Source organism: Nitratireductor sp. L15S-10, assembly GCF_045011005.1.
Taxonomy (GTDB): domain Bacteria; phylum Pseudomonadota; class Alphaproteobacteria; order Rhizobiales; family Rhizobiaceae; genus Nitratireductor.
In genome coordinates this window covers 946,572-965,411 of the sequence record NZ_CP120674.1, presented here as the reverse complement: position 1 = coordinate 965,411, position 18,840 = coordinate 946,572, and the positions used below count along the sequence as shown (strand labels likewise).

Genomic DNA, 18,840 nt, shown 5'->3' with positions numbered 1-18,840 from the left:
CCCCAGCCAGCGCTCCTCCGAGGCTTTGCTCTTTGCGAGCATAGCGATTTTGTGCGATGGCGCATCCTCAAACAGAGGATGACCCATGGAACTGCTCTTCGATAGCGAACTGGCCCTTCTCCGCAAGAAGCGCGCCTTGAAGTATGGCGATCCGGACGCGCGCTTCCTGATGCACCGGGTCGCAGATGATCTGGGAGAGCGGCTGGCCACGGTGGAACGGCACTTTGATCATGCCGCCGCTGCATTCTGCCTGACAGATGATGCGGTGCGCACGATGCTTTCGGGCGGCAAGACAAAGGTCGTCACTCGCATCGAAACGGACCCAGCATTCCTTGATGGCGACGGGCGGATCGCGGATGCTGAAACATTTCCAGCGGAGCCGGCCAGTTTTGACCTCATCGTCTCGCTGCTCAATCTCCACGAGATCAACGACATCCCGGGAATGCTTGCTCAAATTCGCCGCGCGCTCAAACCGGACGGGCTGTTTCTGGGAGCCATGGCGGGCGCCGGCACACTTCAGGAGTTGCGTGAGGTTCTGCTTGCTGCGGAAACCGAGCTTTCTGCGGGCGCGGCCCCGCGCGTCAGCCCCTTCGCCGATGTTCGTGACGTGGGCGGCCTTCTTCAACGGGCGGGCTTTGCACTCCCAGTGGCCGACCTTGAAACCATTACGGTGCGCTATGCGACCATGTTCGACCTGATGCGCGATCTGCGTTCGATGGGCGCAACCAGCGTCCTTACTGCCCGATCCCGCGAGCCGGCAACCCGTGCACTCTTCATGCGCGCAGCCCAGCTTTATGCGGAACGTTTCTCCGATCCGGATGGCCGCATCCGGGCAAGCTTCAACATAGTGTGGATGTCCGGCTGGGCCCCTCACGCATCCCAACAGAAGCCCCTGGCTCCCGGCAGCGCCAGGATGTCATTGAAAGAGGCACTGGAAAGCAGTCGAAAGGAAGAGAAATAGTGCCAATTAACAGGGCGACAGCCATGTTAATTGGCTGGTTTCACCTGGTCAGCGACGTTTTGATAGGTGGCCGAGAGCTGCTTGCCCGTCTGGGTGGCACCGACGATGATTGCGAGCGAAATCAAGCCAGCGATCAACGCATATTCGATCGCGGTCGCACCTGACTTGTCTTTGAGAAAGTGACGTCCCATTTCCGGGCCTCCCCCTGAATAAAGGACGATCCTAATCTGAAAGGCTTAAGAAACCCTGAGACCCGGAAGGTGTCTCGTCAGCAGTCCCCGCTGTGCAAGCCATCCTGATGAATGACGCAGACGGAATTGCGGGACGGCTGCAGCACGCTTCTGCGGATCGTGTAATTTCGGCTGTCCCGTTTGGTGGAAGCAGTGGTGATGGGGTCTATGCCGAACGGCGCCCCGATCTGCGCCACGTGCGAACGGGTGCGCTTTTCGGCGATCGGAGTCAGGAAGAGCGCGAACGCTACACCTGCGGTCCCAAACAGCAATGCGACCCGAAGAGCTCCCATCCCCATATGACCAGCCCGCGCGGTCCAGTCCGCCCGTTCCACATCACTTGCCTCGCTGAATGCCATGACAACCCCTCACCGGAAGGTTAAACCCAGCCGCGAATGCGGCGCACGCCCACAATCAACTTGTCACTGTTGCGTAAACGAAGGCTTAACCCTGACCTTGCAGCCAGACAGACCAGGCCATTCAGAGCAGGTCGATCAGGAAGGGTATCAACGGCGCATCCGCCGGTGGCATCGGATAGTCGCGCATGTCGCGCGGCCGCACCCATTTCAGTTCCTGCCCCTCCTGGGCCCGTGGCGTGCCCCAGAAACGGCGGCAGACATAAAGAGGCATCAGCAGATGAAAATCTTCATAGGTGTGGCTGGCAAAGGTGAGCGGCGCCAGGCAGGCCACTTTGGTCTCAATCCCGAGTTCCTCCTGGAGCTCCCGAACGAGCGTGTTCTCCGGCGTCTCCCCCGCTTCAACCTTTCCACCCGGAAACTCCCACAGCCCCGCCAGAGCCTTTCCTTCCGGACGTTTGGCGAGAAGGACCCGTCCATCGGGGTCGACCAAAGCGCAGGCCGCCACGAGAAGGATACGTTTCGACTGGTCGGTCATGCAGCGCGCTTTCTCTCAGCCAACGGCAATCGTCAGGACCCCGGTTGGCGGTAATGATACGAATAGATGTCCCGGAAACCGAGCGCGCGATAGAGATGCAATGCCACGTCATTTGCGGCTTCCACCTGCAGCCAGGCGCGTTCAGCCCCATGCGATTGGGCCCATTTGAGGGCTGAAAGCAGGACACGGCGTCCGTAACCCTTCCCGCGCCAGGAAGGTCTGGTCGCGATCTCGAATAGACCGGCCAAATCGCTGTCATGCACGCAAATCGCGGTGGCCACGGGCTCTTCACCTTTCTCCAGAACGAAAAGCCCCGTTTCAGGCCGAATCGCACCGATGACCCGGGAAAGGCCGGCACGATGAAGCTCCTCATAACCGTGAACCTTGAGTGTGGCGTTGACGAAACGCCGCCGGTCCTTGAGCGGAATCTGATCCATTGCTTCTGACAGATCGGCCTCTCGCAGGTCGAGCGCCATCACCAGCGAATGCCCCAGGATCTTCCAGCCCTGTTGATCGAGATAGCTGGAAATCTCCGGTGCTGCGAGTGGAGATAGCCGAAAGGTCACCGGCCGCCCGTAGGCACCGAACTGTTCCCTTGCCCGTTCGATCCGTGTTTCGAGATTCCGGTAATCCCCCGGATCGAGCGGGTTGATGGAGTTCAGACGCTTCGCCGGATGGCCTGCCGTCAACCGCAGAACCCAGGTCCCGTCATAGGCTACGGTCTCTGCGGGCCATGCACGCAAACCTGCCGCTTCAAAGCGGCGAATGATCGCGAAATCCTTTTTGACGTCCTGCCTCACCTGGCCTGGCACACCCTAGCTCCGATAGTCGCCATTGATGGCGACGTATTCCTTGGTCAGGTCGCAAGTCCATACTGTGGCCCTGCCCCGCCCGATGCCGAGATCCACGCGCAGCGCGATCTCATCCTTTTTCATATAGGCAGAGGTGGCCTCTTCGGAATAGTCAGGGTCGCGTTCGCCCTCATGAGCCACACGAATATCACCGAACCAGATCGACAAAAGGTCGCGCTCGGCCGGTTCCCCCGCCTTTCCGACCGCCATGACAACCCGTCCCCAATTCGCATCCTCACCAGCCACAGCCGTTTTCACCAGAGGAGAATTGGCGATGGACAGAGCGATCTTCTTTGCCGAACGAGACGATTTCGCCCCGCTAACCGTGATCTCAAGTTGCTTGCGCGCGCCCTCGCCGTCTCGCACCACCTGGAGGGCAAGGTTCTTCAGGATGCGGTTCAGTCCCCGGCGAAACCCGGCAAGCCTCGGATCCTTTGCATCGGTGATCACCGGTGCACCACGCCTGGCCGCAGCCCCGGTTGCAAACATCATCAACGTATCGCTGGTGGAGGTGTCGCTGTCGACCGTAACGGCATTGAAGGTCTTGCCTGTGCCCTTTGAGAGAAGGGCCTGCAGCACCGGCGCTGCAATCGGAGCATCGGTGGCCACGAAAGAGAGCATGGTCGCCATATCCGGCGCGATCATGCCAGCACCCTTGGCGATACCGTTGATGACCACATCCACCTCGCCCATCCGAACAGTAGCGGTGGCGACTTTTGGATAGGTGTCCGTGGTCATGATGGCCTTGGCCGCCGTCAGCCAGCCCTCGGGCTTCGCATCGGCCACCATCCCGTTCAGGAATCCGGTAATGCGCTCCGCAGGAAGCGGCTCTCCGATTACGCCGGTGGACGCCATGAACACTGTGTCTTTTCCCGCACCTACCGCGTTGGCAGCAGCCTCGCCGACGGACGCCGTCGTGGCACGACCCTTTTTCCCGGTAAAAGCATTGGCGTTGCCCGAATTTACCACAAGGATGCGCGCGGCTCCGCCGGCCAGGTTCTCACGGCAGAACTCAACGGGAGCAGACGGGCATTTGGAGCGGGTGAAAACACCGGCAACCGTTGTACCCTCGTCGAAGAGCATCGTCAGGAGGTCCGTTCGCCCCTTGTATTTCACACCCGCTTCAGCGGTCGCGATACGCACGCCTTCCACGATCGGCATGGACGGATATTTCTTCGGAGCAAGGGGGGAAACTGCAGCGGACATGGGCCAGACTTACCGAAATTAAGATTTATGGTGCATGCCGGTCTGCCCGAGTTTTTTTTCCGACGCAAGCCGAATCCGGAGCCCGGGTCAGTGCGGCAGAGCCCCCAGAACCGGAGAAACAAAAAAGCGGCAGACGTCAGGCCCCCACCGCTTTCAGATTGCACCACTGGCAGCCCTTATTCGGATTTCGCCGGCTCGGCGGCGTCGCCGTTCCCGGAAGCAGCACCCTCGCGCTGCTTCTCGATACCGTCGATGAACTCCTTGAGCGCCGGATCCTTGACATCGATCTCGGCGGAATCACGAACGGCCGAAACTGCCTCGACATATTTCTCACGCACCAGCAGGGACCGCACCCGATCCTTCACGGCATCGAATGCCGGCGGTTGCTTGGCCCGCTTGTCTTCGACCTTGATGACATGGAAGCCAAATTGCGTCTCGACCGGTTCCTTGGAATGTTCACCCGGATTGAGCGCAAAGGCAGCCTTCTCGAACTCGGGCACCATCTGGCCGGAGGTGAAATAGCCCAGATCCCCGCCATTCGCAGCGGCACCATCGGTAGACTTTTCCTTCGCGATCTCTTCGAAATTGCCGCCCTCTTCGAGCTGCTTGATGATTGCCTCGGCTTCTTCCTTGGTCTTCACGAGAATGTGACGGGCCCGCACCTCGTTGACCGCAGGCGCCTCGGCGATCTGCTTGTCATAGCTGGCGCGCACCTGTTCCTCGGTGACTGAGCCATCCACCATGTTTTCGATAAACGCCGCATGGAGCGCCTGCTGACGGAGAAACTCGAGACGCTTGGCGAAATCCTCACCCTCAGCGAGACCTTTTTCTTCAGCCTGTGAGGCAAGAAGCCTGATCTCGATCAATGCCGAAAGCAGTGCTGCACGACGTTGCGGTTCAGGCAGATTTCCGAACTGCGCGCCATACTCTTCACCAGCGACGGCCAAATCGCCCTCCGTGATCTCCATGCCGTTGACTGTGGCGACGACATCGGCTTCGGCAGCATGGACGGGCATGAAGCCCACAGCGGCCAGCGTCAGACCGGCCCCAACCTGAACGGCCAGGAAACGGCGAAACGATTTCAGCATGAAACTCTCCGTTCGTGATTCAGAATTTGCCCAAACCGCCTAGGAATATGGCGGAATTTTGCGCAAGAGCGCATGTTTAACACGGCGTTGACATCACTCTTGGCCCCTCTTATCTGTCCTGATGTCCTGCGTCCAGAACCGTTTTCCGGGCGCTGATCGTAATATAATTGCTCTCGCTCGGCACGATCGGGGTTGATCCCCGCTTCACCTGTGCCGTCTGTCAGGAAGTGAAAGGACCACTGGATGGTCAGTCTCGGCGGTCTCGCCCGCAAGGTTTTCGGCTCCTCCAACGATCGTCGTGTCAAGGGTTTCCGCCCACGCGTCGCCGCGATCAACGCGCTCGAAGACGAAATGAAGGCGCTGTCCGACGAGGCATTGCGCGGGAAAACGGAGGAGTTCCGCGAGGAACTTGCCGCAGGCAAATCGCTGGACGATATTCTTGTTCCCGCGTTTGCCGTGGCGCGAGAAGCCTCGCGCCGCGCGCTGGGGATGCGACCCTTCGACGTTCAGCTCATTGGTGGCATGGTGCTTCATGACGGCTGTATCGCCGAGATGAAAACGGGTGAAGGCAAGACACTCGTCGCCACACTTCCGGTCTATCTCAACGCCCTTTCGGGCAAAGGCGTGCACGTCGTCACGGTAAACGATTATCTGGCCAAACGTGACTCCGAATGGATGGCGCGGCTCTATGGTTTTCTTGGCCTGACGACGGGCGTCATCGTGCACGGCATGTCGGATGAGGAGCGCCGCGCAGCCTATGCCTGCGATGTTACCTACGGCACCAACAACGAGCTTGGCTTCGACTATCTGCGCGACAACATGAAGTATGAACGCGACCAGATGGTACAGCGCGGGCATTCCTTCGCAATCGTCGACGAGGTCGATTCGATCCTTATCGACGAGGCCCGAACCCCGCTCATCATTTCCGGTCCACTGGATGACCGCTCGGAACTCTACAACAGGATCGACACCTTCATTCCGCACCTGGTGGAAGAGGATTTTGAAGTTGACGAGAAGCAGCGCACCGCGACCTTCACGGAAGAAGGCACGGAAAAAATGGAGAACATGCTGCGCGAAGCTGGCTTGTTCAAAGGTGATTCACTCTACGACATTGAGAATGTCGCCATTGTTCATCATCTCAACAATGCCTTGAAAGCGCACAAGCTTTTCCAACGCGACAAGGACTATATCGTCCGCGATGGCGAAATCGTCATCATCGACGAATTTACCGGGCGCATGATGCCAGGGCGCCGCTTCTCTGAAGGACTCCATCAATCTCTCGAAGCCAAAGAGAAAGTGGCGATCCAGCCGGAAAACCAGACGCTCGCTTCCATCACCTTCCAGAACTACTTCCGCATGTACGACAAGCTGGCCGGCATGACCGGCACGGCATCGACCGAAGCGGAAGAATTCGGCAACATCTATGGTCTCGAGGTAATCGAGATTCCCACCAACCTGCCGATCCAGCGCCTTGATGAAGATGACGAGGTTTACCGGACCGTCGAAGAAAAATTCAAGGCGATTGTCCGGGAAATCAAGGAAGCCAGCGCCAAAGGACAGCCGATCCTCGTCGGCACGACCTCGATTGAAAAATCCGAATTCCTTGCAGAACGTCTTCGTCAGGAAGGCATCAAGGATTTCGAGGTTCTGAACGCCCGCCACCATGAGCGCGAGGCCTTCATTGTTGCACAGGCAGGCAAGCCCGGCGCCATCACCATCGCCACGAACATGGCCGGTCGCGGCACCGACATTCAGCTCGGCGGCAATCCGGAAATGCGGATTGCAGAAGAGCTGGGCGACATGGAACCCGGCCCCGAACGCGACGCAAAAGAAAAGGCCATCCGTGAGGATGTGAAAAGGCTTAAAGAGCAGGCGCTGGCCGCAGGCGGCCTCTATGTTCTGGCGACCGAACGCCACGAAAGCCGGCGAATCGACAACCAGCTGCGCGGGCGTTCAGGACGCCAGGGCGATCCCGGCCGCTCGAAATTCTTCCTGTCGCTTCAGGACGATCTGATGCGCATCTTCGGCTCCGACCGGATGGACGGAATGCTGCAGAAGCTCGGCCTCAAGGAAGACGAGGCCATCGTCCACCCCTGGATCAACAAGGCGCTTGAAAAAGCGCAGAAGAAGGTCGAGGCGCGCAACTTCGACATCCGCAAGAATCTGCTCAAGTTCGACGATGTGATGAACGACCAGCGCAAGGTTGTGTTCGAGCAGCGTCTTGAACTCATGGACGGCGAAAATCTCTCCGAGACAGTTGCCGAAATGCGCCAGGACACGATCGACGATCTGGTCGCACGGCACATACCCGAGAAGGCCTATGCCGAGCAGTGGGAAACGAAGGAACTGCGTGAAGCGGTGAAAGCTTCGCTCAATCTTGATCTCCCCATCGATGAGTGGGCGCAAGAGGAAGGCATTGCCGAAGACGATATCCGCGAGCGGATCAGCGAAGCGACAGAGGCTGCGGCCAGGGACCGAGCCGAGCGTTTCGGCCCCGACATCATGACCTATGTGGAGAAATCGATTCTTCTGCAGACGCTCGACAGCCTGTGGCGCGAGCATCTCGTCAATCTCGATCATCTGCGTTCAGTCATCGGCTTCCGCGGCTATGCTCAGCGCGATCCACTCAACGAGTATAAGTCCGAGGCGTTCGAGCTCTTCCAGGCTATGCTCAGCAATCTGCGTCAGGTAGTCACCTCGCAACTCATGCGTGTAGAGTTGGTTCGGGAAGCTGCCGAGGCACCGCCACCGGAAACACCGGATATGCAGGCTCACCACATCGACGGCTCGACCGGAGAGGACGAGTTTGCCGATGGCGAGACGATGGCGCTGGCGCGTAGCGAAAGCAGCGTCGTTCCTGCAGAGGAACGCGATCCGAACGATCCCACGACCTGGGGCAAGGTGGGACGCAACGAACCGTGCCCGTGCGGCTCCGGCAAGAAATACAAGCATTGCCACGGCGCCTTCGCCTGAGGCACTCACTCAGACATACAGATAAGCCGGGTTAGCCCGGCTTTTTTGTTGTCCCATCGCCACCGGGGCCACCCCTGCCCCCGCCTTTCATTATTCTTAAGCAGTTTGCGTTAAAGCGGGCAGAAGGTCTCTTGAGAGGAGTGGGGTGGTGCGCTTTTCAGCCACGGGAACGGGTGATCGCTTGCTGCCGGCGCAGCTTGCAGAGCGCGTGCGCCCCTGGCTTTCAAAGGTCGATAGCCTGATCAGCGCCCGCGATGCACGTGGCGAAGCCGGCCGCAATGCTCTGATCGCCTTTGCCATCCGCATCATCAACGCCGTGATCGCCTTCTTCAGTCAGGTGCTCCTCGCACGCTGGATGGGGAGTTTTGAATACGGAATCTATGTGCTCGTCTGGGTGACAATGATCATCCTCGGCAACATTTCCTGCCTCGGATTCCACACGGCGATCATCCGCTTCATTCCTGAATACCGCACGAAGAGCGCGTTCGCGGAATTGCGTGGCGTCAACATTGCCGGCCGGCTTTTCGTGCTGGCTACATCCACGGTCTTCATGCTCGCGGGCCTCTTGGGGCTGTATTTTCTCACTCCGGTCATCGAGTCCTACTACATCGTGCCATTCTACCTCGGCCTGATCTGCCTGCCGATGCTGGCGCTCAGTGACCTGCTGCAGGGTGTTTCTCGAGCCAATGCATGGGTGATCTGGGCTCTGCTTCCGGCTTATTTCATCCGCCCGGTGCTCATCCTGCTCTTCATGGCCGTGGCCGTGCTGAGCGGCTATGCACCCGACGCGAAAACCGCGATCGTCACAGCCATCATAGCCACTTACGTGACGACGCTTCTACAGTTTGCGAGCATCACCACCCGCGTGGACCGGAACATGCCTTCCGGCAGGCCCCGCTTCGAAATGAAACACTGGGTCAGCGTATCGCTGCCCATCTTTCTTGTCGAAAGCTTCTACTTTCTGCTCACCAATGCGGACGTTCTGATGGTGGGACGCTATATGGCCCCCACGGACGTGGCCGTCTATTTTGCCACTGTCAAGACGCTGGCACTGGTGCACTTCGTCTATTTTGCGGTTAAGGCAAGCGTTGCTCAGCGCTACTCCGCCTACATGCATGGCGGAGACCGGTCCGGACTGGCGAGCTTTGCTGCGGAAACCGTGACCTGGACCTTCTGGCCGTCCCTCGCCATGGGCGTCATCGTACTGATTATCGGCAAGCCGATGCTGATGCTGTTCGGCAGTGGTTTCACCGCCGGATATCCTCTGCTGTTCCTGCTCGTCTCGTGTGTCGTCGCCCGGGCCGCCGTCGGCCCCGCGGAAAGCCTGCTTACAATGAGCGGGTTCCAGAAAATCTGCGCCGGGATTTATGCCATCACACTCGGCATCAACATCGGTCTCAACATGATCCTGATACCACTCTACGGGCTTTGGGGAGCAGCGATCGCGACAGGTATTGCCATTCTGTTCGAAGCAGCCTCGCTATCATTCACCGCATGGCAGAAGCTTGGCATCCGCATGCTGGTCTTTCTTCCCCGCTTTCGAAAGGAGGCCAATCCGTGAGCATCCCCCCTCTCCTTGAAGAGACGAGCGGCGGCGCGGGAGGGTCCGACAGCGATCACGCCCGTGATGCCACGTTCGAACCCGATACCGAGCGCCTCGCTTCGGTGGCGACGGACGACCAGAAGCGCAAGCTCGCGGTTTATCCGGCTTCAGCCGGTTTCGAGCTGGTTGATGAGCTGGATTACCTGGCAGCCCGCTCCATCGAAACGAACATATTCTTCAACCCACGCTTTCTGGCACCGGCCATGCCCCGGCTGGAAGATCGGGAAGTTCGGCTGGCGGTGATCCGCGACGGAACGGAGGACCGAAGCCGCCTGCGCCTTCTTGTTCCTTTTACCGTTGAGCGCCCGCTGCTGCCCTTCAGCGTTCCGGTGCTGCGCACCTGGGCAAATCCGTTCGGCCCGCTCGGCACCCCTCTGGTCGACTATGACGACCCTGCCGGAGTGATCGAGGATTTCTTCGCCATGTTGGCCCGGCCACATCTCGATCTGCCCAAGGTTTTTGTCCTGCCGGATGTCGGCCTGGACGGTGCATTTGCTGCCATCCTGCGTACGGTGGTGGACGCGCGCAACCTGCCGTTCCAGATCACCAATCGGGTTGAGCGACCGACTCTCGAGAGCGCTCTGGATGGGGATACATATCTGCGAGATTCCCTGCGCTCACATCACTACCGTGAGTTCCGGCGCCTAAGAAGACGCCTGGGAGAACTGGGCAACCTCGAATATCGCATCGCCCGCCACCCCGATGAGGTAAGGCACGGCATCGAAGCCTTCCTCACCCTGGAAGCTTCCGGCTGGAAGGGCCGGGAGCGCACCGCCATGGCGATCGACCGTTACCGTGCGGCCTTTGCGCGGGAGGCGGTTCATCGGCTTTGCGAACGCGACATGTGCCGCATCCATATGCTCACACTCGACGATGTGGTCATCGCCTGTCTGATCGTCTTCATAGAAAACGGCACGGCCTACACGTGGAAAACGGCCTATGATGAAAGCTTCGCCACCTACTCGCCAGGCACGCTTCTCATGATTGAGGTTACAAAAACACACCTTGACGATCCCAACATCGTGATGACGGACTCCTGCGCGGTGCCCGATCACCCGGTCATGAGCCGCCTGTGGAGCGAGCGTCGTCCCCTGGGAACGATGGTCGTCGGGCTTACACCGGATGCAGACCGCCATGTGCGCAAGGCAGCCGCCCAGCTTGGTCTCGCACGCCGTGTACGCAATCGCCTGCGGATCGTGCGCAATCGTCTGCGCGGCTGAACAGACAGGCGGGAACCATCCTTCCGCGACGCCCGTTCGCCTCCCAGAGGCAAGCCTGTTATATTGCCGCAACACTGGAGGCCGGTCATGCGTTTCAAAACATTTCGCCGAGATCGCATATCGAAGCCCATCTACAACTGGGCCCGCAAGATCATGCCACCGATTTCCGAGACGGAACGGGAAGCGATCGATGCAGGGACGGTCTGGTGGGACGGCGAACTTTTTACCGGGAACCCTGACTGGGAACAGTTCCTGGCCATGCCGCCGGCGCGCCTTTCCAAAGAAGAGCAGGCCTTTATGGACGGTCCCGTGCGCGAGCTGTGCGCCATGGTCGATGATTGGACGCTCAACTGGCGCGATCGCGACCTCTCCCCCGCCGTATGGAATTTCATGCGTAGGAACAAATTCTTCGGAATGATCATCCCGAAGGAGTTTGGTGGGCTCGGCTTCTCAAACACCGCCCATTCGGAGGTGGTGCGCACGCTCTCCTCTGCAAGCGTCGTCGCCGGCGTCACCGTAATGGTGCCCAACTCGCTTGGTCCGGGCGAATTGCTCATGCATTTCGGCACCGACGAACAGCGCAAATACTGGCTGCCGCGCTTGGCCGACGGGCGCGAAATACCGTGTTTCGGCCTTACCTCCCCGCACGCAGGCTCCGACGCCGCAGCGATGACGGACACGGGTGTGGTTGAATATGGGACCTGGAAGGGCAAGAAGGTCCTTGGCCTGCGCCTCAATTTTCACAAGCGCTACATCACGCTCGGGCCTGTGGCCACCGTAATGGGCCTCGCCTTCAAGATGCGGGATCCTGAAAACCATCTCGGCCGCGGCGAGGATCTGGGGATCACCGTCGCGCTTTTGCCAACAGACACCAAAGGCGTACGCCACGGCGACCGGCATATTCCGCAGTTCACCTTCTTCCAGAATGGCCCGCTCTATGGCGAGGATGTCTTCGTTCCACTTGACCACATTCTCGGTGGCGAGAAGCAGATCGGTCAGGGCTGGACCATGCTGATGACGGCGCTCGCTGCCGGGCGCAGCATCTCACTGCCCTCGCAATCGGCGGCATCGGCCGCCATGTGTGCCCGTGCGACCGGCGCCTACGCGCGGGTACGCACACAGTTCAACGTGCCTATTGGTTATTTCGAGGGCATTCAGGAGCCGCTGGCTGAATTGTGTGGCAACGCCTATCTTATCGATGCGGCACGGCGCACGACGCTTGCGGCGCTGGATCAAGGACACAAGCCTTCGGTCATTTCCGCCATCATGAAGTACCACGCCACAGAGCGCATGCGCCGCTCGGTGGAACATGCGATGGATATTCACGGCGGCAAGGCGATCATCGACGGACCCAGCAATTACATGGGCGCAGCCTATCGCGCCGTACCGGTGGGCATCACGGTCGAAGGGGCCAACATCCTGACCCGCAATCTGATGATTTTCGGTCAGGGGGCCATTCGCTCCCACCCCTATATGCTGGAAGAGTTGCTGGCACTTTCCAATGAGGATCGGGAAGAGGGTCTCGATCGCTTCGACGAGACATTCTGGAAACATGCAGGCCACGCTTTCAAGACCGCCGGCCGCGCCTTCCTGCGCGGCTGGACCGGTGGCCTTCTGGCCCCCGCTCCGAAAGGCGCGGCAATGGGCCATCACTGGAAAACGCTCTCGCGCCATTCCGCAGCCTTCGCGCTTCTGTCCGATTTCGCATTGCTCACGCTTGGCGGATCCCTCAAACGACGGGAAATGATCTCGGCACGGCTTGGCGACATTCTTGCAGAACTTTATCTGCTGGGCGCTGTGCTGAAACGCTATGAAAGCGAAGGGCGTTTCGCCGAAGACAAGCCAATCGTCGATTATCTCATGCAGGCTGGTGAGGCGCGCATCGGCATCGCCTTCCGGGGTGTTCTCGACAATTTGCCAGCGCGGCCGGCTGCATGGCTGATGCGTCTGATCGCCTTCCCGTTCGGCGTGCCCAACCCCGTGCCTTCTGACCAGCTCATCACGAAGCTGGCCGAAATCCTGCTGAAACCCTCCGAACAGCGGGACAGGCTCTCGCCCGACCTCTATCTCGGCCAGGGACACGATGCGCATCCGCTCAAGGATCTGGAACGCGCGTTCAGGCTTGTCGTCGACGCCGCCCCCATCGAGAAGAAGATGCGCGCTAGGCATATTAGCAACGCTCAGGAGGCTCACGATATGGATCTCATCAGCGATGCCGAACTCACGCAACTGCGCGAAGCGCGGGAAGCTGTCGAGAAGGTTATCGCTGTCGACGCCTTTCCCATGGAAGAGATTTCGGCAACGGCCTCACAGCACAAGATAAAAAAGCCCGCCGCACGGCGCAAGTCGCCGCAGCGGCAGGCCGCTGAATAGAGAGCTGCAAACCGGAATTATCGTGTCGGGACCGGTGTCTCGCCGCGATAGTCATAAAAACCGCGACCGGTCTTGCGGCCAAGCCAGCCGGCTTCGACGTATTTAACCAGCAGCGGGCACGGCCGATATTTGGAATCGGCCAGTCCCTCGTAAAGGACCTGCATGATCGAAAGGCAGGTGTCGAGGCCGATGAAATCGGCCAGCTGTAACGGCCCCATCGGATGGTTGGCGCCAAGCTTCATGGCCGTGTCGATGGCTTCAACAGTCCCCACGCCTTCGTAGAGCGTATAAATTGCTTCATTGATCATCGGCAACAGGATGCGGTTGACGATGAAAGCGGGGAAGTCCTCGGCCACGGTAATCGTCTTCTCAAGGCTTTCGACAAAGCCGCGCGCCTTCTCGAACGTGTCATCTTCCGTGGCAATGCCGCGCACCAGTTCCACCAGCTTCATCACCGGGACGGGGTTCATGAAGTGGATACCGATGAACCGCTCGGCCCGGTCGGTCTGTGCGGCAAGACGCGTGATGGAGATTGATGAGGTGTTGGTGGCGACGATGGCCTCCGGATTGAGCACCGGACAGAGCTGCGCAAAAATCTTGCGCTTGACCGTTTCGTCCTCCGTAGCCGCCTCGATCACCAGATCCATGTCGGCGAGTGCTTCCATGGTGGTGGCCGGAGCAATGCGCGCCAATGCATCCTGACGAACCTTATCCTCGAGTTTTCCGGACGAAACCTGCCGTGCCATGTTGCCGGAGATGGTCGCGATACCCGCCTCGATCCGCTCGGCGGAAAGATCGTAGAGCTTCACATTATAGCCTGCCAGCGCGGCGACATGGGCAATTCCGCTGCCCATCTGCCCCGCGCCAATCACACCCACTTTTTCAATCTTTCCAGTCATTTCGAAAACCCCGTGAGATGCGGCTTGCACTCTTCGTCAGTGTTGTTGCGCTGCAAACTAAATGGGAGGCGCAATGGCGTCTACCCCCGCGAACAAAATCCTTCACGCTCCCCCTCCCAGCGCCACATTATTTGAATGAAAACAAAAAAAGCCCCGCTCGAGAGCGGGGCTTGTTGCCTGAGATTCCGGTGTTCTTTTTGGCTTAAAGCGCCTTCTCGAGCTCCGGCAGCACGTCGAAAAGGTCTGCAACCAGGCCGTAATCGGCGACCTGGAAGATCGGGGCTTCTTCGTCCTTGTTGATCGCAACGATCACCTTGGAGTCTTTCATGCCGGCGAGATGCTGGATCGCGCCGGAAATGCCGCAGGCAATGTAGAGATCTGGAGCGACGACCTTGCCCGTCTGCCCCACCTGCCAGTCGTTCGGAGCATAGCCCGCATCGACGGCCGCACGCGAGGCACCGACAGCCGCTCCAAGCTTGTCAGCAACAGGAAGGATCACCTCGTTGAACTTCTCCTCAGAGCCCAGCGCACGACCGCCCGAGATGATGATCTTTGCAGAGGTCAGCTCCGGCCGGTCGCTCTCTGCGATACGGTTTTCGACGAATGTCGAGAGACCGGAATCGGTAGGCGCGTCAACGCTCTCCACCGCGGCAGAGCCCCCTTCGCCTGCCGCCTGGAAGGACGATGTGCGAACCGTAAGCACCCGCTTTGCATCGGTTGCTTCAACGGTCTGGATCGCGTTGCCGGCATAGATCGGGCGTTTGAAGGTCTTGGCATCGAGCACTTCGATCACGTCGGAGACCTGCATGACATCCAGCAGGGCCGCCACGCGCGGCATCACGTTTTTGCCAGTGGTCGTGGCGGGGGCAACGAACGTGTCATATCCGTCGGCCAAAGACACTACGAGGTCGGCGAGCGGCTCGGCAAGCCGTTCGGCAAGCGCATCGCTTTCCGCGAGCAGAACCTTGTGCACGCCGCCAAGTTTCGCCGCAGCGTCGGCCGCTGCCTTCGCGCCTTTACCGGCAACCAGCACATCTACATCCGAGCCAATCTGGCTCGCGGCGGCGAGCGCCTTGGCGGTCTGGTCGGACAGGGTTTCGTTATCGTGTTCGGCAATCAGAAGAATAGCCATCTTGTTTCTCCCTCTCCGTTAAAGCACGCCGGCTTCGTTTTTCAGCTTGTCGACCAGTTCGGCCACCGAGCCCACCTTGATGCCCGCCTTGCGGCCAGCCGGTTCCTCGGTCTTGAGCACCTTCAGGCGCGCCTTCACCTCAACGCCGAAATCGCCGGGCTCCTTGGTGTCGAGCGGCTTCTTCTTGGCTTTCATGATGTTCGGCAGAGAAGCGTAGCGCGGCTCGTTCAGACGCAGGTCCGTGGTCACGATGGCCGGCAGTTTGAGCTCGACCACCTGGAGACCACCATCCACCTCACGCGTCACCTTGGCCTTGCCGTCTGCAAGCTCCACATCCGACGCAAATGTTCCCTGGCTCCAGCCAAGCAGTGCAGCCAGCATCTGTCCGGTCTGGTTGGAATCGTCATCAATGGCCTGTTTGCCGAGGATCACGATTTCCGGCTTCTCCTCGTCGACAACGCCCTTGAGGATCTTCGCCACATCAAGTGGCTCGACCGCATCGTCGGTCTTGACGAGGATCGCGCGGTCAGCACCCATGGCAAGAGCGGTGCGCAAGGTTTCCTGGGCCTTGTCGGGGCCAATCGAAACGGCGACGATTTCTTCGACCTTGCCGGCTTCCTTCATGCGGATCGCTTCTTCAACCGCGATTTCACAGAACGGGTTCATCGCCATTTTGACGTTTGTCAGCTCGACACCGGAGCCATCCGCCTTCACGCGGGGCTTCACATTGGCGTCAATGACCCGCTTGACCGGAACAAGGACTTTCATGCGCAATCACCTTCCATGGTGGACTTCGGTTCTGATGCTGGATACCAGCAGATGGACGCGCCGGATGGCTGAATGCCGACATGTTCAGGGAAATTCAGAACACTCCTCCTCCCCCTCATGCGGCACGCCGCCGGAGTTGGCGGGACCGTAGAGAGGCCTGACGTTCACGTCAATATGCAGAAATGTCCTATTGCCGCCCCCAGCGCGGCTGCTCGGTTTCCAGCGTGCGCGCAGCATCCGGCTTTTCAAGCTCTACCGCGCGTGGTTTCTCCAGACGCTTGTCGAGCAGAGGTACATCCCTGCGCCTTAGAATGACCACCAGGACCGCCCCGGCGAGAATGCCTCCCGCATGAGCGGCCCAGGAAATCTGGTTTTCGGTATCAATCATCAACATCAGGAACTGGAAACCGATCCACAGCGCGAGAAGGATGAAAGCCGGGATACGAATGGGAATGCGCGCAAATGCCAGCACCCAGACCTTCACCCGTGGATGCAGGATCAGGTAGGCGGCGACGATGCCTGCAATGGAACCGGAAGCGCCAATGAGCGGCGCATTGGAATCCGGCGCGATGAAGCCGTGCATATAGGCCCCCGCAACAGCGCAGGCGAGATAGAACACCAGATACCGGAAATGCCCGAGCGCATCTTCCACATTGTCTCCGAACACCCACAGAAACAGCATGTTTCCGCCCAAATGCATCAGGTCGCCATGCAGGAACGAGTAGGTGATGTAGGTGAGCGGCTCGGGAACCAGATCGAGCTCTGGCGGCAGCACCGCGAGGTCATTGGAAACGGACGGTATATAGCCAAGCCCAAGCGCAGCGGCGAACGCGAAATCCGTGCCTCCCACCGCCGTCACCAGATAGGCGATCACATTGACCGCTATGATTGCCAGCGTGACATATTGCCGTTTGATATGCCGCAGGCTGTTGGCATCGTGCAGCGGTATGAACATCGGAGCCCTCTTTGCGGGCCCCGATCCCGGCCCGAATATCTCAGCGGTTTTGCCCAGGCACCCATAGCACGTCAAGCGCACCATTGTCATTGACGGCGCGTGAAGCGACGAACAGGAAATCGGAGAGGCGGTTGATGTAGCGCATGGCCGCATCACTGACGATCTCACCTTCGACTGTGCGCAACTCCACCATAAGTCTCTCGGCACGTCGCGAGACAGTGCGCGCGAGATGGAGTGCAGCAGCAGCGGGCTTGCCACCGGGTAGCACGAAGGAGCGCAACGCAGCCAGCTGGGCATTCAAGGCATCGATATCGGCTTCCAGCCGGTCCACCTGGCTCTGCACGATCCGCAAGGGTTCATATTCGGGCGCCTCGCCGGTATCCGGCGTCGAAAGGTCAGCCCCCAGATCGAAGAGATCATTCTGTATACGCGCCAGCATCGCGTCGATACGCGGCTCCGTTTCTGCCAGATGAACACGTGCCATGCCGATGCAGGCATTTGCCTCATCGACAGTGCCATAGGACGCGACCCTGAGATCGGATTTCAGGCGGCGCTCACGCGAACCGAGACCCGTTGTCCCGTCGTCGCCCGTGCGCGTGTAAATCTTGTTCAGCTTGACCACGGTATGCCTCAGCCACCCTTTGAACGCGCGTAGTAAAGCGCGAGTACGACAAAGACGACGGCGACAGCCTGCAGGATCACGCGAGCCTGCATAAGCTTGTTCGACGTGTTGGCCGAGCCACCGCGCATCATGTTCATCAGACCGCGAATGAGGACGATAACGACCGCCATCATCACAAGGATGGAAAGGATATTGAAAACTGTGGACATGGCGGCTTTCTTCTCGGTTTCAGCCCTGGTTCGACAGGAAGCGGTACAACATGCGCGCCGGAAGCAGCCGTTTCAATGCGACACCGATGCGCGCCGGTGTGGTTACCACATAGTGCGGCCTTGGACGCGGGGAAAGGAGCGCGTGAGAAAGTCGCGCATAGACCGCGTCCGGCCCAAGCTTGAACCGCGACTTCACACCGCCCTGCCTCAAACGCGCAAGCTGCGCCTTGTAGGCTTCCCGATGGGGGGAGTTTTCGTGATCGATATAGCGCTCGAACCACGGGAGTCCGTTGCTGGCAATTTTGGACTCGATGGGCCCCGGCTCGATGAGGGAAACATATATGCCAGAACCTTCAAGTTCCGCTCGCTGACATAACATCAAGCCTTCAAGCGCATGCTTCGAGGCAGCGTAGGCACCACGGTACTTTATAGGGATAAGTCCCAGGATCGACGAGCAATGAACAATGCGGCCGTGTCCCTGTCGCCGCATCACCGGGACGAGGCGCTGCGTGAGATCGTGCCAGCCGAAGACATTGACCTCGAACTGGTGGCGCAGCGCTTCCACGGGGAGATCTTCCACCGCTCCGGCTTGAGCATAGGCTCCATTGTTGAAAAGAGCATCAAGAGAACCGCCGGTCCTGTCGAGCACCTCATCCACAAGCGCGACGATCGAGCCGGGCTCGGCATAATCGAGATAGAACGATTCTATCCCTTTCCTTTCAAGGGCTCGGCGATCTTCCGGCTTCCGCGCCGTTGCAAAAACGCGCCAGCCATCCTTGAGCAGCGCCTCGGCACACCATGCACCTATGCCGGAAGAGGTTCCGGTGATCAGGATCGTCCGGTCACTAGCCATGAA

At 59.4% G+C, this 18,840-nt stretch carries 18 protein-coding genes; 5 read left to right on the top strand and 13 right to left on the bottom strand.

Annotated elements, in window-relative coordinates:
• Positions 1 to 85 precede the first annotated feature (85 nt).
• Positions 86 to 961, top strand: a complete 876-nt coding sequence (locus P2W41_RS04695; RefSeq protein ID WP_404934433.1) for a methyltransferase domain-containing protein — start codon at positions 86 to 88, stop codon at positions 959 to 961.
• Positions 962 to 987: 26 nt separating this feature from the next.
• Here the strand turns inward: P2W41_RS04695 and P2W41_RS04690 are convergent, their stop codons facing one another.
• The 6 genes from P2W41_RS04690 to P2W41_RS04665 all read right to left on the bottom strand — a co-directional run bounded on the left by P2W41_RS04690 (position 988) and on the right by P2W41_RS04665 (position 5,230).
• Positions 988 to 1,152, bottom strand: a complete 165-nt coding sequence (locus P2W41_RS04690) for a Flp family type IVb pilin (protein ID WP_292897413.1) — start codon at positions 1,150 to 1,152, stop codon at positions 988 to 990.
• Between the two features lie 77 nt (positions 1,153 to 1,229).
• Complete coding sequence (locus P2W41_RS04685; RefSeq protein ID WP_292897415.1) at positions 1,230 to 1,550, bottom strand: hypothetical protein; 321 nt, start codon at positions 1,548 to 1,550, stop codon at positions 1,230 to 1,232.
• Positions 1,551 to 1,671: 121 nt separating this feature from the next.
• Positions 1,672 to 2,085: an 8-oxo-dGTP diphosphatase MutT gene (gene mutT / locus P2W41_RS04680; RefSeq protein ID WP_292897417.1), complete on the bottom strand. Its 414-nt coding sequence runs from the start codon at positions 2,083 to 2,085 to the stop codon at positions 1,672 to 1,674.
• A gap of 32 nt (positions 2,086 to 2,117) precedes the next feature.
• Positions 2,118 to 2,897, bottom strand: coding sequence for a GNAT family N-acetyltransferase (locus tag P2W41_RS04675; RefSeq protein ID WP_404934432.1), 780 nt, complete (start codon positions 2,895 to 2,897; stop codon positions 2,118 to 2,120).
• 3 nt (positions 2,898 to 2,900) lie between these two features.
• Entirely contained in the window at positions 2,901 to 4,142 is a 1,242-nt protein-coding gene (gene argJ / locus P2W41_RS04670; RefSeq protein WP_404934431.1) for a bifunctional glutamate N-acetyltransferase/amino-acid acetyltransferase ArgJ, read from the bottom strand.
• 176 nt (positions 4,143 to 4,318) lie between these two features.
• Positions 4,319 to 5,230 carry a peptidylprolyl isomerase gene (locus P2W41_RS04665; protein ID WP_292897424.1) on the bottom strand — a complete coding sequence of 304 codons (912 nt, stop codon included), beginning with the start codon at positions 5,228 to 5,230 and terminating at the stop codon, positions 4,319 to 4,321.
• Between the two features lie 243 nt (positions 5,231 to 5,473).
• Between P2W41_RS04665 and secA the strand changes: the two genes are divergently transcribed.
• The 4 genes from secA to P2W41_RS04645 all read left to right on the top strand — a co-directional run bounded on the left by secA (position 5,474) and on the right by P2W41_RS04645 (position 13,399).
• Complete coding sequence (gene secA, locus P2W41_RS04660; RefSeq protein WP_292897426.1) at positions 5,474 to 8,203, top strand: preprotein translocase subunit SecA; 2,730 nt, start codon at positions 5,474 to 5,476, stop codon at positions 8,201 to 8,203.
• Positions 8,204 to 8,351: 148 nt separating this feature from the next.
• Entirely contained in the window at positions 8,352 to 9,764 is a 1,413-nt protein-coding gene (locus tag P2W41_RS04655) for a lipopolysaccharide biosynthesis protein (RefSeq protein ID WP_292897428.1), read from the top strand.
• Positions 9,761 to 11,026: a GNAT family N-acetyltransferase gene (locus P2W41_RS04650; protein WP_404934430.1), complete on the top strand. Its 1,266-nt coding sequence runs from the start codon at positions 9,761 to 9,763 to the stop codon at positions 11,024 to 11,026. Before P2W41_RS04655 ends, P2W41_RS04650 begins: the two co-directional genes overlap by 4 nt.
• An 87-nt stretch (positions 11,027 to 11,113) precedes the next feature.
• The gene (locus tag P2W41_RS04645) at positions 11,114 to 13,399 is read left to right on the top strand and encodes an acyl-CoA dehydrogenase (protein ID WP_404934429.1); all 2,286 of its coding nucleotides are present in this window, start codon (positions 11,114 to 11,116) and stop codon (positions 13,397 to 13,399) included.
• Between the two features lie 17 nt (positions 13,400 to 13,416).
• Here the strand turns inward: P2W41_RS04645 and P2W41_RS04640 are convergent, their stop codons facing one another.
• The 7 genes from P2W41_RS04640 to P2W41_RS04610 form a co-directional block, all read right to left on the bottom strand.
• Complete coding sequence (locus P2W41_RS04640) at positions 13,417 to 14,298, bottom strand: 3-hydroxybutyryl-CoA dehydrogenase (protein WP_229450039.1); 882 nt, start codon at positions 14,296 to 14,298, stop codon at positions 13,417 to 13,419.
• Positions 14,299 to 14,500: 202 nt separating this feature from the next.
• Positions 14,501 to 15,430 carry an electron transfer flavoprotein subunit alpha/FixB family protein gene (locus tag P2W41_RS04635; RefSeq protein ID WP_292897436.1) on the bottom strand — a complete coding sequence of 310 codons (930 nt, stop codon included), beginning with the start codon at positions 15,428 to 15,430 and terminating at the stop codon, positions 14,501 to 14,503.
• Positions 15,431 to 15,448: 18 nt separating this feature from the next.
• Positions 15,449 to 16,198, bottom strand: coding sequence for an electron transfer flavoprotein subunit beta/FixA family protein (locus P2W41_RS04630; protein WP_292897438.1), 750 nt, complete (start codon positions 16,196 to 16,198; stop codon positions 15,449 to 15,451).
• 187 nt (positions 16,199 to 16,385) lie between these two features.
• A complete protein-coding gene (locus P2W41_RS04625; protein WP_404934428.1) occupies positions 16,386 to 17,153 on the bottom strand; it encodes a rhomboid family intramembrane serine protease in 768 nt (255 codons plus the stop codon).
• A gap of 40 nt (positions 17,154 to 17,193) precedes the next feature.
• Positions 17,194 to 17,775: a cob(I)yrinic acid a,c-diamide adenosyltransferase gene (locus P2W41_RS04620; RefSeq protein ID WP_292897442.1), complete on the bottom strand. Its 582-nt coding sequence runs from the start codon at positions 17,773 to 17,775 to the stop codon at positions 17,194 to 17,196.
• A gap of 8 nt (positions 17,776 to 17,783) precedes the next feature.
• Positions 17,784 to 17,984, bottom strand: a complete 201-nt coding sequence (locus P2W41_RS04615; protein WP_292897444.1) for a twin transmembrane helix small protein — start codon at positions 17,982 to 17,984, stop codon at positions 17,784 to 17,786.
• Positions 17,985 to 18,003: 19 nt separating this feature from the next.
• Entirely contained in the window at positions 18,004 to 18,837 is an 834-nt protein-coding gene (locus P2W41_RS04610) for an SDR family oxidoreductase (RefSeq protein ID WP_292897446.1), read from the bottom strand.
• Positions 18,838 to 18,840: the final 3 nt, after the last annotated feature.

Excerpts from the sequence above, each read along its gene's own strand:
- P2W41_RS04630 (WP_292897438.1), bottom strand. The coding sequence starts at position 16,198 with ATGAAAGTCCTTGTTCCGGTCAAGCGGGTCATTGACGCCAATGTGAAG.
- P2W41_RS04625 (WP_404934428.1), bottom strand. The coding sequence starts at position 17,153 with ATGTTCATACCGCTGCACGATGCCAACAGCCTGCGGCATATCAAACGG.
- P2W41_RS04610 (WP_292897446.1), bottom strand. The coding sequence starts at position 18,837 with ATGGCTAGTGACCGGACGATCCTGATCACCGGAACCTCTTCCGGCATA.
- argJ (WP_404934431.1), bottom strand. The coding sequence starts at position 4,142 with ATGTCCGCTGCAGTTTCCCCCCTTGCTCCGAAGAAATATCCGTCCATG.
- P2W41_RS04685 (WP_292897415.1), bottom strand. The coding sequence starts at position 1,550 with ATGGCATTCAGCGAGGCAAGTGATGTGGAACGGGCGGACTGGACCGCG.
- secA (WP_292897426.1), top strand. The coding sequence starts at position 5,474 with ATGGTCAGTCTCGGCGGTCTCGCCCGCAAGGTTTTCGGCTCCTCCAAC.
- P2W41_RS04695 (WP_404934433.1), top strand. The coding sequence starts at position 86 with ATGGAACTGCTCTTCGATAGCGAACTGGCCCTTCTCCGCAAGAAGCGC.
- mutT (WP_292897417.1), bottom strand. The coding sequence starts at position 2,085 with ATGACCGACCAGTCGAAACGTATCCTTCTCGTGGCGGCCTGCGCTTTG.
- P2W41_RS04690 (WP_292897413.1), bottom strand. The coding sequence starts at position 1,152 with ATGGGACGTCACTTTCTCAAAGACAAGTCAGGTGCGACCGCGATCGAA.
- P2W41_RS04635 (WP_292897436.1), bottom strand. The coding sequence starts at position 15,430 with ATGGCTATTCTTCTGATTGCCGAACACGATAACGAAACCCTGTCCGAC.
- P2W41_RS04640 (WP_229450039.1), bottom strand. The coding sequence starts at position 14,298 with ATGACTGGAAAGATTGAAAAAGTGGGTGTGATTGGCGCGGGGCAGATG.
- P2W41_RS04665 (WP_292897424.1), bottom strand. The coding sequence starts at position 5,230 with ATGCTGAAATCGTTTCGCCGTTTCCTGGCCGTTCAGGTTGGGGCCGGT.
- P2W41_RS04645 (WP_404934429.1), top strand. The coding sequence starts at position 11,114 with ATGCGTTTCAAAACATTTCGCCGAGATCGCATATCGAAGCCCATCTAC.
- P2W41_RS04615 (WP_292897444.1), bottom strand. The coding sequence starts at position 17,984 with ATGTCCACAGTTTTCAATATCCTTTCCATCCTTGTGATGATGGCGGTC.